At 71.7% G+C, this 13,265-nt stretch carries 9 protein-coding genes and 4 pseudogenes; 3 read left to right on the forward strand and 10 right to left on the reverse strand.

What is annotated here, in order from left to right; genetic code table 11:
- Positions 1–104: 104 nt before the first annotated feature.
- Positions 105–980, forward strand: coding sequence for a universal stress protein (locus tag AS97_RS08490; protein WP_125760547.1), 876 nt, complete (start codon positions 105–107; stop codon positions 978–980).
- 14 nt (positions 981–994) lie between these two features.
- Here AS97_RS08490 and AS97_RS08495 read toward each other — a convergent pair.
- The 5 genes and pseudogenes from AS97_RS08495 to AS97_RS08515 all read right to left on the reverse strand — a co-directional run bounded on the left by AS97_RS08495 (position 995) and on the right by AS97_RS08515 (position 6,508).
- Positions 995–3,723 (reverse strand): annotated as a pseudogene (locus tag AS97_RS08495) (bifunctional GNAT family N-acetyltransferase/acetate--CoA ligase family protein).
- A complete protein-coding gene (gene ppk2 / locus AS97_RS08500; RefSeq protein ID WP_125760541.1) occupies positions 3,720–4,601 on the reverse strand; it encodes a polyphosphate kinase 2 in 882 nt (293 codons plus the stop codon). Before ppk2 ends, AS97_RS08495 begins: the two are co-directional and overlap by 4 nt.
- A 34-nt stretch (positions 4,602–4,635) precedes the next feature.
- Positions 4,636–4,785, reverse strand: a pseudogene (locus AS97_RS47040) (universal stress protein); the annotation flags it as partial.
- 146 nt (positions 4,786–4,931) lie between these two features.
- Positions 4,932–5,786: a universal stress protein gene (locus AS97_RS08510; protein WP_125760543.1), complete on the reverse strand. Its 855-nt coding sequence runs from the start codon at positions 5,784–5,786 to the stop codon at positions 4,932–4,934.
- A 47-nt stretch (positions 5,787–5,833) separates the two neighbouring features.
- Positions 5,834–6,508: a CBS domain-containing protein gene (locus AS97_RS08515; RefSeq protein WP_125760545.1), complete on the reverse strand. Its 675-nt coding sequence runs from the start codon at positions 6,506–6,508 to the stop codon at positions 5,834–5,836.
- A 233-nt stretch (positions 6,509–6,741) separates the two neighbouring features.
- Here AS97_RS08515 and AS97_RS47045 point away from each other — a divergent pair.
- Together AS97_RS47045 and AS97_RS08520 are read left to right on the forward strand one after the other, a co-directional pair.
- A pseudogene (locus AS97_RS47045) lies at positions 6,742–6,903 on the forward strand (DUF1918 domain-containing protein); the annotation flags it as partial.
- Positions 6,904–6,975: 72 nt separating this feature from the next.
- Positions 6,976–7,974, forward strand: a complete 999-nt coding sequence (locus AS97_RS08520; protein WP_247204780.1) for a nitroreductase — start codon at positions 6,976–6,978, stop codon at positions 7,972–7,974.
- A 77-nt stretch (positions 7,975–8,051) separates the two neighbouring features.
- Here AS97_RS08520 and AS97_RS47050 read toward each other — a convergent pair.
- The 5 genes and pseudogenes from AS97_RS47050 to hypF form a co-directional block, all read right to left on the reverse strand.
- Positions 8,052–8,291, reverse strand: a pseudogene (locus tag AS97_RS47050) (BON domain-containing protein); the annotation flags it as partial.
- A gap of 7 nt (positions 8,292–8,298) precedes the next feature.
- Positions 8,299–9,360 (reverse strand): hydrogenase expression/formation protein HypE, encoded by a 1,062-nt coding sequence (hypE, locus tag AS97_RS08530; protein WP_059149066.1) that lies wholly within the window; start codon positions 9,358–9,360, stop codon positions 8,299–8,301.
- A complete protein-coding gene (gene hypD / locus AS97_RS08535) occupies positions 9,353–10,474 on the reverse strand; it encodes a hydrogenase formation protein HypD (RefSeq protein ID WP_210564642.1) in 1,122 nt (373 codons plus the stop codon). The genes hypE and hypD overlap by 8 nt, the downstream gene beginning before the upstream one ends.
- Positions 10,471–10,770 carry a HypC/HybG/HupF family hydrogenase formation chaperone gene (locus AS97_RS08540; RefSeq protein WP_059149064.1) on the reverse strand — a complete coding sequence of 100 codons (300 nt, stop codon included), beginning with the start codon at positions 10,768–10,770 and terminating at the stop codon, positions 10,471–10,473. Before AS97_RS08540 ends, hypD begins: the two co-directional genes overlap by 4 nt.
- Positions 10,771–10,788: 18 nt before the next feature.
- On the reverse strand, positions 10,789–13,074 hold the full coding sequence (gene hypF, locus AS97_RS08545; RefSeq protein ID WP_210567165.1) for a carbamoyltransferase HypF: 2,286 nt from the start codon (positions 13,072–13,074) through the stop codon (positions 10,789–10,791).
- Between the last annotated feature and the right edge of the window lie 191 nt (positions 13,075–13,265).

The following is a 13,265-nucleotide window of genomic DNA, read 5'->3' on the forward strand; positions in this document are numbered from 1 at the left end:
CGCCGTCAGAACTGATCGGTCCGAGCGGGGAAGCGGGGCGGTGTGTGCGTGGCCACGGGGTACCCGAGGCGGACGAGTCGACCGGAGGAAAGGCGGTGGGGATGATGGCGCTCCCGCTGGTCGTGGGTGTCGATGGATCGGAGTCCAGCCTGGAGGCCCTGGACTGGGCCGTGGACGAGGCGGCACGCCATGAACTGCCCTTGCACCTGGTCAACGCTTCCCGATGGGAACGGTACGAAGGACGTCTGCCCTCGTTCGGCACCGATCGTCCCACCGGGGATGTGGCGGCCGAGAACATCGTCGCCGCCTGCGCGGAACGCGCGACGTTGCGCAACCCTGATGTGAAGGTGTCCGCCGAGGTGCTGGCCGAGGACACCGTGATGGCGCTGTTGGAGCAGAGCCGTGAGGCGTTCGCCGTGGTCACGGGGTCCCGTGGCAGGGGCGCGATCACGGAGTCGCTTCTGGGGTCGGTCAGTTTGGCGGTGGCGGCGCGTGCCGTCTCCCCGGTGGTCGTGGTCCGTGGTGGGGAGAGCAACCGCGCGGGCGCCCTCGGGCGCGTGGTTCTCGCGGTCGGCGACCTGGTGGAGGGGTCGGTGGCCGTCCGGTTCGCCTTCCGCGAGGCGCGGGCGCGGCACGCCGCACTGCACGCCGTACGCTCCTGGCGGCGCCCCGCGCACCCCCGTGCGGGCCAGTCGCCGCTGGAGCGTGAGGCGAGGGGCCTGATCTACGAGGAGCAGGCGGCGGGCGTCCTCAGCGAGGTGCTGGACCAGGTCGAGCGCGAGCAGGATGACCTCACGGTCCACCGCGAGGTCATCGAAGGACCGGCGCATCGGGTGCTGCTGGACGTGTCGGAGCAGGCCGATCTGCTGGTCGTCGGTGCTCTCCGGCGCCGCGACCACATCGGACTGCAACTCGGTCGGGTCAGCCACGCCGTACTCCACCGCTCCGCATGCCCGGTGGTGATCGTGCCGCAGGTGTGACGGCGGCACGGTGCTCAGGCCCGCCACTGCCGGGCGGCGCGCAGCCGCCGCAGATAGGGATCGTGCGCATGGCGTGGCAGGAGGCGCAGCCGGACGTCCAGGGCGACGACTCCGTCTGGCCGGGCCACCACGGGGTTGAGGTCGGTCTCGGCGAGCTGAGGCAGGTCACAGGCCATCCGGGACAGCCTCAGCAGCAGCTGTTCCAGCCCCGCCAGGTCCACCGGCCCGCCACCCCGGTAGCCGAAGAGCAGCGGGGCGCAGCGCGGGGCGGTGAGGAGGCTGTGCACATCGCGGTCGGTGAGGGGGCGAGCCTGGCGGCGTGGTCGGCGAGGAGCTCGGTGGCGGTGCCACCGAGGCCGAAGAGCACCAAGGGGCCGAACACCTCGTCCTGGACGACGCCCGCGAACAGCTCGATACCCCGGCGCGCCATGGGCTGGAGGAACACACCGGCCATCCGGTCACCGAAACGCGCGCGCAGGTCCCGGTAGGCGTGGCGCACCTGGTCCGGTCCCTCCAGGTCGAGCCGCAGCGCTCCCAGGTCGCTCTTGTGCACCAGCCCCGGCCAGTACGCCTTGATGGCCACCCGGCCGCGCTCGTCCGCCACCAGGTGCCGTGCGGCGGCCAGGGCGGTGTCCTCGTCCTCGGCCCAGGCCCAGGGCAGCTGGGGGATGCGGTAGCGGTCGAGCAGGGCCGCGCAGTCACGGGGGTCGGGCCATCCCCCGTCGGGGTGGCGGGTGAGGAACTCCTCAACGATGGCCGTGGCACCGGCGGGGTCGATGCCCGACAGTGGTGGCACGCTGCCCGGCGGTTCGGCGCGCCAGCGCGCGTAGCGGGCGGCGTGGACGAGTGCGCGCGCCGCCGACTGCGGCTCGGCGTAGGCGGGTACGGGGCGGTCGTCGGCGCTCGCGAGCAGCCGTACGGGGGCCTCCTGGTCGAGGAGGACCGCGGCCACCGGCCGGGGCCGCCGTCCCGGTGCTCCGGTGAGGGCCAGCAGCGGGTCGTCCCGCGTTCCGGTGGCGAGCGCGGTGGGCACGAGCACCACCAGCACGGCGTCCACGGTTCCGTGCGCCGCCAGCCGGTCCACGCAGGAGCGCATCCGGTCGGCGGTGACGGCGGCCGTGGTGTCCACGGGGTTACTGGTGGCAGCGCCGGGCGGCAGGACCGCCCGCAGTTCACCGGCCAGGCCGACGTCCAGGGCGGGGACGGCGAGTCCCGCGTCGACGCAGGCGTCGGCGGCGAGCACACCGGTGCCCCCCGCGTTGCTCACCACCGCGACCCGGATGCCCGCGGGCAGCGGTTGGGCGTGCAGCAGGGCCGTGGTGTCGACCAGTTCGGCGATGCTCCGGGTGGCGATGATGCCCGCCTGGGTGAACAGGGCGCCGCGGGTCATGGTGGGGGTGGCCGCGGCGGCGGTGTGCGAGGCGGCGGCGCGCCGTCCGGCTTCCGAGCGGCCCGCGTCCACGGTGAGCACGGGCATGGTGCGGGCGACACGGCGCGCGGTGCGGGAGAAGGCCCGCGGATTGCCGAAGGACTCCAGGTGGAGCACGGCGAGCCGGGTACGGGCGTCCGCCTCCCACCACTGGAGCATGTCGTTGCCGCTGACGTCGTACTTGTCGCCCAGCGATACGAAACTGGACACGCCGACGCCGAGCCGTCCGAACTGCTCGAGCAGCGCGATGCCGACCCCTCCGGACTGCACGGCGACCCCAGCGCACCCTGGTAGCGGAGGATGCGCGGCGAACGTGGCGTTCAGCCGCGCCTCGTCGGCCGTGTCGGCGATGCCCAGGCAGTTGGGGCCCACCAGCCGCATCCCGTGGCGTCGGCAGCAGGTGAACAGCGCCTCCGCCTGGCCGGTGTCGAGCCCCGCCGTCAGGACCACCAGCGCCCGCACACCCACCGTGCCGCACTGCCCGGCGACGTCGGCCACGGCGGGCGCCGGTACGGCGAGTACGACGAGATCCGGTACGAGCGGGAGGTCCGCCACGGAGGGGAACGCCGGTGTCCCCTCGATGACCCGGGCGTGCGGGTTGACCGCGTACAGCGCCCCGGTGAGGCCGCCGGACCGCAGGTTTCGCAGTACGGCCCGCCCGACCGATCCGGGCCGCCGGCCCGCCCCCGCGACGGCCACCGAGCGTGGTCTCAGCAGTGGCCGCAGGCTGGCCACGTCGGCGATCCGGCCCCGTCGGTCCACCGCCGCCAGGTAGTGCTCGTCCTGCTCCAGGTGGACGGTGCAGCGGACGTCGGTGCCGTCGAAGTGGCGGGAGGTGCGCAGCCCCAGATCGGCGAAGACCTTCAGCACCTCGTGATTCTCTGCGAGCGCTTCGGCGGTGAAGCCGGAGATGCCCGCCTCCCGGGCAGCGTGGACGAGGTGTTCGAGCAGCAGGGTGCCTATGCCTAGGCCGTGGCGGCCCTCGGCGACGGCCAGAGCGATGTCCGCGGACACCGGTTCGCCGGGGGCCATGGGCAGCATGGTGTACTCGGCCACCCCGACCACCCGGCCGTCGGCCAAGGCGACGAGCGCTCGGTGACCACGGTGTCCCGGTGTGCAGATGCGCTCCGCCGCCTCCTGTGCGTAGCGCGGGTTGACGGCGAAGAAGCGCAGCCGCATGGCCTCGGGAGACATCTCCTGATGCATGCGCAGTACTTCGTCCCGGTCCTGTGGTCGCGCGGGGCGTATCTCAACGGTGCTGCCGTCGGCGAGCAGGGCGTGGACCGTATCGGGACGGTGTGTGGTGTCCGTCATCCGTGTCCCCTCGCTTCGGCCGTGTCCGTGTCGGGGGCTGGTCCACGGCCCGGCGCCAGGAGTGAGGCCGCGTGGTCGGGCACGAAGGTCTGCAGCTCCTTGGGCGGCCGCTGGTAGCCGGTGGACGGGGGGCGGGACGGCAGGCGCAATTCCGGGAGCCGGACGTCGCCGTACGGCACGGTCGACAGCAGATGGGCGATCATGTTGATCCGGGCGGCGCGCTTGTCATCGCTGTCGACGACGTACCACGGGGCCTCGGGGATGTCGGTGCACGCGAACATCTCGTCCTTGGCGCGGGAGTACGCCTCCCAGCGTTTGACGGATTCCAGGTCCATCGCGGAGATCTTCCAGCGCCGCGTGGGATCGCTCAGCCGCTGGCGGAACCGCCGTTCCTGTTCGGCGTCGCTCACCGAGAACCAGTACTTGCGCAGCAGGATCCCGTCCTCGACCAGCATCCGCTCGAAGACCGGGCACTGGTGGAGGAAGCGCTGATGCTCCTCCTCGGTGCAAAAACCCATGACGCGTTCGACGCCGGCCCGGTTGTACCAGCTGCGGTCGAAGAGCACGATCTCTCCCGCGGCGGGAAGCTGTTCGGCATAGCGCTGGAAGTACCACTGGGTGCGTTCGCGGTCCGTGGGCACGGGCAGGGCGACGGTGCGTACGACGCGCGGGTTCAGGCGTGCGGTGACCCGTTTGATCGCTCCGCCCTTCCCAGCCGCGTCCCGTCCCTCGAAGACCACCACGACCCGCTGTCCCCCGGCCCGCACCCACTCCTGGAGCTTCACCAGTTCGATCTGCAGACGGCGCAGTTCCTTCTCGTACCGGGCGCGCGGCAGCCGTCCTGGTCCGTCTTCGCCCTGCGGTGAGCGGCGTGCCATCGGTGCTCCCTTCCGGACCGGCCGAGCAGTGACGTCATGGGTGGGGCACGACAGCGACGGGGCACGCGGCGTGGTGGAGGAGCGCGTGAGCGACATGGCCGAGGCGTGGGCCCACGGCGGGCCGGTTGATGGGGCGGCCGACCACCATCAGCCCGGCCTGCGACGCAGCTCCCAGCAGGACCTCCGCCACGTGTGCCTCCCGCGCCGCCCAGTCGGTGGCGGCCAGGCTTTCGAGTGCCCCGTGCAAGCCCGCGGTGATGGGGTGAACCATGGAGATCTCCGTCGTCGGGAATGCGGATGGTCATCCGTCCCGCCAATGCCGCGTCCCGGTCATTCGTGGGGGACGACGGCGACCGGACAGTCCGCGTGGTGCACCGCCGCCTGCACCACGGGCCCCAGGCGGGGACCCAGCGCGGGCGGGTGCTTCCGCCGTCCGACCATCAGCAGATCGCTGTCGGCCGCGGCCTGTACGACGGCCTGGGCCGGGCTCTCCAGCCGGACCTCGTCGACAACTCGCACCCGGGGGAACTTCTCCCGCCAGGGCCGCAGTACCTCATCCAGCTCCCGTCGCGCCTGCTCCATGGTGTCCTGAGCCACCTCGGGTTCCCCGCCCCGGGCGGTGTGAACCCGGTCGGGCCTTCTTCCGTGGACGGCGTGCAGTGGCACATCGCGAGTGAAGGCGGTGACATAGGCGAACTCCAGGAGGTTGTCCTGGGGACCGTGCAGACTCAGGCCCACGACCACAGGTCGCCGGCGTCCGTCCGCTTCCCGCCCCGCGCGCATCAGCACCACCGGCCGCTCCGCCCGGGCAATGGTGTGCGATCCGATGTCACCCAGGAAGAAGCTCGCCACCCGGTCCAGCCCTCGCGACCCGAGCACCAGCATGCGGGACCGCGCCGCCGCGTCGAGCAGGGCCGTCTCGGCCTCGTCCGCGACCAGGTCCTCGATGATGGTCAGCTTCGGGTGGCCGCGGGCCAGTTCGGTGTGCGCGTCGTGCACGATCCGCTTCGCCCAGTAGTTCTGTTCTTCCGCCGCTGGGCTGTCGGGCGTGGGCGGGCACAGCAGGATCCACGCGTGCGTCAGACGCAAGCCCAGCTCACGCCGTTCCGCCTCGTCGGCGGCCCAGCGAGCGGCGGCCAGGCTCTCGGCCGAGCCGTCGAGACCCACGGTGACCACTTGTTCCATGGCAGTGCCTCCTGCCGGGTGCTGGGGTGTCGGTGGGGTGCCGGCTTTCACGCGGCCGCGGCGGAGCCGCCGGTGTCATCGGTGCCGTAGGCGATGTGCTCGGTGACCGACACCACCCCGTCCACGCCGCGGCACAACCGCACAATGACCGGGATCAGGCTCCTGGCCTCGACCGATCCGTCCAGTGTCACCTCGCCCTCCCGCACATCGACTGTCACGGCCGAGGGAGCCAGCCGCAGGGTCCGTCGCAGCAGATCCCTTTCGATCTCGTCGCGGATCGCGTCGTCGTGGCGCAGGAAGACCCGCAGCAGGTCGCCACGGCTGATGATGCCGAGCAGCTTGCCGGTCTCGTCCACCACGGGTAGCCGCTTGATGTTCCCGTCCGACATCACACGGGCCGCCTCGACGACCGTCCACTCCGGGCGCGCGCACACCGCGGGTGCCGACATCAGCTCCTCCGCGCTCGCGCCCTGCGCCTTCGCGCGTTCCCACGCCTCCAGATGCGGGACCGGGAGGAGACCGGAGGGATCCGCCTGGCCGGACGACTTCCGCAGCAGATCACCCTCGGACACAACGCCGACCGGACGTCCCGAACCGTCCACGACCGGCACGGCGGTGACATCGTGCTCCGTGAGCAGTTGTACGAGTTCCTTGAACGGCATGTCACGCGGTGCCTGGACCACCGGACGTGTCATGAGCTCTCCGACCGTTCTGTGGTGCATGTCCCGACTCCTCTCGCAGAGTCGCGGTGGGTCGGCCCGTGTTCCCTTATAGAGCTTGCCAGCTATAGAGCCTGTCGGCTCGTCCCCGCCACCGAATGAGCCTCATGGCTCCCTCTCCTGGCCACACGGCCCCCAACGGGGCCGTTCGGCCCCTGGCTCGAGGGCTGGCCGCCCCCAGGACACCACTCGCCGACCGTGCCACGTTGGAGGTGAGGCAGAGAGGCGGGATGTCGATGCGTGCCCAAGTCGGCGACCAACTGATTGTCGAAAGCCCCCACACCGGTGCCACCAAACGGGACGGTGAAATCGTCGGACTCCACCACGACGACGGAACACCTCCCTATGACGTGCGATGGTCGGACACCGACCAGATCACCCTCGTGTTCCCCGGTCCGGACGCACACATTCACCCCATCGGGCACGGGCCGGAAGGGCAACGGGAGACGACCGGCCCCCACAGGTCCGCAATGACGCACCGCAGTGCGCGTTCGCTCTCCGAAGCGGTGGTCATGGCGCTGGTGCGGGACGCCACGGCCGCCCCCTCGATGCACAACGCCCAGCCCTGGCGATTCCAGTACTCCCGGCGCAACCGCGTCTTCCATCTGCGAGCCGACCTCCGGGGCGCTCTCCCGCACACCGACCCCGTACTCCGCGCCCTGCACATCGGCTGCGGCGCCGCCCTGATGAACCTGCGGGTCGCGGTCGCCCACGAAGGCTGGCAGGCCACCACCCGGGTACTGCCCGACCCCAGCGACCCCATGCTGCTGGCCACCGTAACCCTCACCGGCCCGCTCGGCGACAAGGACGATCCAGCCGCCCTGTACCCCGCCGTGCACACCCGCCACACCAGCCGGTACCCCTTCGCCGAGGCAGAGATCCCCATGTCCGTGCGGACCGCCCTGGTCGACGCAGCGGACCAGGAGCACGTCTCGCTGTCCTTCGCCTCCGGCTGGCATCTGCAGTCCGTCCTGGACCTGGCGCGAGAGGGTGAGGCCCGCAACCTCACCGACGCCGGCGCCGCCGCGGACCTGGACCGCTTCACCCGCCGGGCGGACGACACACGGCCGGCCACCGAAGGGGTCCCGGAATACGCCTTCGGGCCCCTTCGCCGGATCGGCAAGGCCCCCATGCGCGACTTCGCGGGCGGCAAGACCGTCCCCGGCCGCCCGACCGCCGATTTCGAGACCTCCCCTCACCTGGCGTTGCTGACCACCTCCCGCGACCGCCCGGTGGACTGGCTGCGCACCGGCCAGGCGGTGGAACGTGTTCTGCTGCGCGCCACCCTGGCGGGACTGTCCGCCTCGTTCGTCACCCAGGCCCTCGAATGGCACGACCTGCGCTGGCCACTGCGTGACCCGATGGCGGGCATGGCCTATGTGCAGATGGTGCTGCGGCTCGGATACGGACCTCCGGGTACGCGGACCCCCAGGCGGCCGGTCCAGGATGTGCTGGACATCGAGCCGTAGTACCGGCCGCGTGTCCCGGAGGAATCGCCCTCGGATCGTGCGCTCCGCCTCGTCCGGTCCGACGCCCGGAAGTGGCATTCCACCTCCACGGCCCCCTCCACGGCCCGGGCGAGGCGAACGGCCACGGGCACCAGCGAGGTATCGCGCAGCTGTCCGCCGAGCGTGACCACTCCCTCCCGCACCCGGACATGGACACTGCTGCCAGGGAGAAGGTAGGGGAGCCGGCGCAGCTGCTCGAAGCGGTCCGGATCGCTGTCCCGGAACTCCTCCTTGGGCAGCAGATCCGCCTCGGAAACGACGCCGACAACCCGGAGACCGTGCCGTTCAGCAGATCCGGGGCAGTTGCTCGCCCAGCGGCAGATCGACGATCCGGGTCCCGCCGAGTCCGGTGCGGGCCACGACCATGCCGGGGTGTTCGGCCACACACGTGCCGATCACGGCCGCCTCCCGTCCCAGCGGATGGGCACGCATCGCGTCCAGTACCGCGTCGGCGTCTTTCCTGGGCACGAAGGCGACCAGGCGGCCCTCGTTGGCCACGTACAGAGGGTCCAGGCCCAGGAGGGCGCAAGCGGTGGCCACCGCCTCCGGGACAGGCACCGCTCCCTCGTCCAGGACGACACCGGTGTCCGAAGCGGTCGCGATCTCGTTGAGCGCGGCGGCCAGGCCGCCTCGCGTCGGATCGCGCAGGACGTGGATTCCGGGGGTGACGGCGAGCATCGCCTGGACCAGTCCGGCCAGAGGCGCGGTGTCACTGACCACCTCGGTGCCGAACGTCAGCCCTTCGCGGACGCTGAGGATGGCGATGCCGTGCTGTCCGATCGGCCCGCTGACGATCACCACGTCACCGGGCCGGGCACGCTGCGGACGGATGTCCACGCCCTCGGGGATCAGCCCGATCCCCGCCGTGTTCACGTACACACCGTCGCCGTGGCCGGAGTCGACCACCTTGGTGTCGCCGGTGACCACCGTGACGTCCGCCGCTCGGGCTGCCGCGCCGAGCGCCTGGGCGATCCGGCCGACGGTGCTCAGCTCCGTGCCCTCCTCCAGGATGAACGCGCAGGACAGATAGGCGGGAACGGCTCCGCTCATGGCGAGGTCGTTGACGGTGCCATTGACCGCCAGATCCCCGATGCCGCCGCCGGAGAAGAACAGCGGGCGGACGACGTAGGAGTCGGTCGAGAAGGCCAGCCGGGCGCCCCCGAGCGTGACGGCGGCCGAGTCGGTGAGTCCTCGCAGCGCCTGGCTGCCGTAGGCCGGGAGGAAGAGGTGCCGGGTCAGCTCCGCGGAAAGCGCTCCTCCGCCGCCGTGGCCCATCACCACCACCGGGTGGTCGCGCAGCGGCGTCGGGCAGGACCAGCCTGCGGTGTCGGCGGTGATGTCAGTCAACGGAAGCCGTCTCCTCGATGCGGGGCGTGGCCAGACGCCGGTACAGGTAGTAGGCGGCGCACGTGCCCTCGCTGGAGACCATGGTCGCGCCGAGCGGTGTGCGCGGAGTGCAGATGGTGCCGAAGGCCGCGCACTCATGGGGCTTGATCAGGCCCTGGAGCACCTCTCCGCTGCGGCACACCGCGGGCTCGTCGGTGACCAGACCGGTGACCTCGAACCGGTGCTCGGCGTCGTAGTCACGGTAGGCGTCCGACAGCCGCCAGCCACTGTCCGCGATGGTGCCGATCCCGCGCCAGGCGCGGTCGGTGGTGGTGAACACCTCTCGCAGCACGCTCAGGGCGACCGGATTGCCCTGCGGGCGCACCACGCGTGGGTAGGCGTTCTCGACGCGGTGTTCTCCTCGCTCGAGTTGGCGGGCCGCCCGCCGGATGCCCTCCAGGATGTCCAGCGGCTCGAATCCGGTCACCACAATGGGCACCTTGTAGGTGTTGGCGAGGTCGGGGTACTCGGTGGTGCCCATGACGCTGCAGACGTGCCCGGCGGCGAGGAACGCCTGGACGCGGCAGTCCGGTGATCGCATGACCGCCTCGATGGCCGGCGGCACCCGGACATGTGAGACCAGCAGGCTGAAGTTCCGGACCTCGAGCCGCTTGGCCTGGTGGACCGCCATGGCGATGGCGGGCGCGGTGGTCTCGAAGCCGACGCCGAAGAACACCACCTGCCGGCCCGGGGTCTGCTGGGCGATCCGCAGCGCGTCCAGCGGTGAGTAGACGACACGGACGTCACCGCCGCCACTCTTGATCCGGAACAGGTCGCGGTCGCTTCCCGGCACCCGGAGCATGTCGCCGAATGAGCAGAAGACCACACCCGGGCGCGAGGCGATTTCCAGCGCCTTGTCGATCACTTCCAGCGGTGTGACGCAGACCGGACAGCCCGGCCCGTGGATCAGCTCGATGTTCTCGGGCAGCAGTTGGTCGATGCCGTGCCGGATGATCGAGTGGGTCTGACCGCCGCAGACCTCCATCATCGTCCAGGGCCGGGTGACCGTCCGGGCGATGTCGTCCAAGAGCCGTCGGGCCAGGGCAGGGTCCTGGAATTCGTCGATGTATTTCACCGGTTCTCCTCCTCGGGCGCCCGTTCCACCTCGGCCGCCGCTCGTTCCCAGGCATCGCCGAACTCTTCGTCCAGTGCCCCGATCCGCTCGAAGAGCCGGAGGGTGGCCAGGGCGGATTCCTCGTCGAGCCGCTGGATGGCGAAGCCGACGTGGACGATCGCGTACTCACCGACCTGGATCTGAGGCAAATAGGCGAGGCAGACGTCCTTGACCACCCCGCCGAAGTCGACCCGCGCCATCGGCGTGCCGTCCCGTTCCTCGATGCCGACCACGCGGCCGGGTACCGCCAGGCACATGTGCTCCTCCTCGGTTCCTCAGTCGTCGGCGACGCGGCCGGCGATGACCGCCTGTCCCAGGGCCAGGCCGCCGTCGCCGGGCGGCACCACCGTGTGCCCGAGGACGGTCAAACCGTCCTCGCCCAGCGCGGCGGTGCACATCTCGTCCAGGAGGGCGTTGGCGAACACCCCGCCGGTGAGGACGACCGTCCGCACTCCCGTGCTCTGGCGAGCCTTCCGGCAGGCCGTGCGGACCGCACCGGCCACCGCCAGATGGAAGCGGGCTGCGATCAGCGGGACCGCCGTACCCGCGCGGAGGTCGGCCACGATCGCCGCCAGCAGCGGTGCGGGAGCCTCGAGCGCGAAGGCATAGCCGTCCCGCACCCCGTCGGCGGTCAGGGCCGCGGCCTCCAACTCCACGGCGGCCTGAGCCTCGTACCCCGCCCGGTGACAGACACCGACCAGCGAGGACACGGCGTCGAACAGCCGCCCCACGCTGGACGTCGGCACACACGCGATACCGCGCGCCAACTGGCCTTCCAGCAGCCGGCGTTCCTCGGGCGGACAGGCGGCCACGCACGGCAGGTCGGGCGACCAGGCGAGACCGGCCGCGCGCAGATGCGCCAGTGCCATCCGATACGGGTTGCGCACCGCCGCGTCACCGCCCGGCAGGGGTGCGTACGCCAGGTGTGCCAGACGGCGGTAGCCCGCGTAGTCGGCCAGCAGCACCTCGCCGCCCCAGACGGCGCCGTCGTCGCCGTAGCCAGTGCCGTCGAAGGCGACGCCGAGCACCGGCTCGTCCAGCCCGTGCTCCGCCATCACGGAAGCGATGTGGGCATGGTGGTGCTGCACCAGGGTCAGCGGCCGGCCGCCACGCCGTGCCCATCGCGCGGACCGGTAGCCGGGGTGGCGATCAGCCGCGACGCGGACCGGGTCGACGCGGGTGAGCGCCCGCAGATGACCCTCGGCACGCTCGAAGGCCCGCTGGGCGGCCAGGCTGTCCATGTCCCCGATATGGGCGGACAGCCAGGCGGAGTCGCCCTCTGCCAAGCACAGGGTGTTCTTCAGATCCCCACCGACGGCGAGAACCGGACGGACGGCCACCGGAAGACCGATACGCACCGGGGCGAAGCCGCGCGAGCGGCGGACCGGCAGCGGCGAACCGTCCGCACGGACCCGGACCACCGAGTCGTCACAGGCCACCACGATGGGCCGGTCGTGCCAGAGCCAGGCGTCGGCCAGCCCGTCCAGACGGCGCAGCGCCTCCCGGTCGTCGGTCACCAGCGGCTCGCCGGAAACGTTTCCGCTGGTCACCACCAAGACGCCGGGACCAGGTGGATCGCCCGGAAGGCCGAACAAGAGCCGGTGCAGCGGGGTGTAGGGCAGCATCACCCCGATGTCCGGGCTCCCCGGACACACCTGCGGTGCGAGCGGAGACGGAGTTCGGCGGCGCAGCAGCACGATGGGGCGGGACCGCCCGGTGAGGACGCGATGCTCCGCCGGGCCGAGGTGGCCGAGCCGGGCGGCGGAGTCGGAATCGGGGGTCATGACGGCGAACGGCTTGTCCGCACGGGCCTTGCGGCGTCGCAGTTCGCCCACGGCCCTCGGGGCGGTGGCGTCGCAGACCAGGTGATAGCCGCCGATGCCCTTGACCGCCAGGATCGCCCCGGCCGCCAGCATCCGCCGGGCCCCGGCCAACGCGGCCCCGCCCTCCCGTCGTACGGAGCCGGTGAGTCTCAGGCGTGGCCCGCAGGCCCAGCAGGCGATGGGCTGGGCGTGGAACCGCCGGTCGGACGGGTCCGTGTACTCCGCCGCGCAGTCCGGGCACATCGGGAAGGCCGCCATGGTGGTCGTAGCCCGGTCATACGGCATGGCGGTGGTGATGGTGAAGCGCGGGCCGCAGTCGGTGCAGGTGATGAACGGGTGCCGGTGGCGGCGGTCGGCCGGGTCGGCAAGCTCCGTCAGACACGCGTCGCAGGTGGCGGCGTCGGGCGGGACCAGGGTGCGGCCGTGGCCCTTCGCGGAGGGCACGATCGCGAAACCGGTGCCGCCGGTCGGGCGCAGCTCGGAGCTGGCCACCGCGGCGATGTCCGCCAGCGGTGGTGCGTCCGCCGTCAGCCGGTGGCAGAAGGCGTCCACCACCTCGGGGTCGCCCTCGATCTCGATCCGCGCCCCGGCCGGTCCGTTGGCCACCTGTCCGGACAGGCCCAGTTCGGTGGCCAACGCATGGACGAAGGGCCGGAAGCCGACTCCCTGCACCACACCACCGACCGCCAGCATGCGGCGGACCGGCCGTTGCGAGCCCTTGGTGTCCGGCTCCGCCATGGCGGAGCCGGACACCAAGGGCTGTTTCATGGACACGGCGCTTCCGTCCGGAGTGGTCATGAGCCTGCGTGAGGTTCCGGCCGTGCCACCAAACCCGTCCGACCAGACCGTTCGCCATGTTAGGAACGGGGCCGGCCATCGTGGGAAACCACGCCCGCGCGGCGGCCCGACGCACCCCGAACGGCCCAGGC

The organism is Streptomyces sp. AgN23 (genome assembly GCF_001598115.1).
In the GTDB taxonomy this organism is placed as follows: Bacteria; Actinomycetota; Actinomycetes; order Streptomycetales; family Streptomycetaceae; genus Streptomyces; species Streptomyces antimycoticus.

What these genes read in the sequence shown, in the direction of transcription:
- AS97_RS08490 (WP_125760547.1), top strand. Translation starts at nt 105, where the DNA reads ATGGCGCTCCCGCTGGTCGTGGGTGTCGATGGATCGGAGTCCAGCCTG.
- ppk2 (WP_125760541.1), bottom strand. Translation starts at nt 4,601, where the DNA reads ATGGCACGCCGCTCACCGCAGGGCGAAGACGGACCAGGACGGCTGCCG.
- AS97_RS08510 (WP_125760543.1), bottom strand. Translation starts at nt 5,786, where the DNA reads ATGGAACAAGTGGTCACCGTGGGTCTCGACGGCTCGGCCGAGAGCCTG.
- AS97_RS08515 (WP_125760545.1), bottom strand. Translation starts at nt 6,508, where the DNA reads ATGCACCACAGAACGGTCGGAGAGCTCATGACACGTCCGGTGGTCCAG.
- AS97_RS08520 (WP_247204780.1), top strand. Translation starts at nt 6,976, where the DNA reads ATGACGCACCGCAGTGCGCGTTCGCTCTCCGAAGCGGTGGTCATGGCG.
- AS97_RS08540 (WP_059149064.1), bottom strand. Translation starts at nt 10,770, where the DNA reads ATGTGCCTGGCGGTACCCGGCCGCGTGGTCGGCATCGAGGAACGGGAC.
- hypF (WP_210567165.1), bottom strand. Translation starts at nt 13,074, where the DNA reads ATGGCGGAGCCGGACACCAAGGGCTCGCAACGGCCGGTCCGCCGCATG.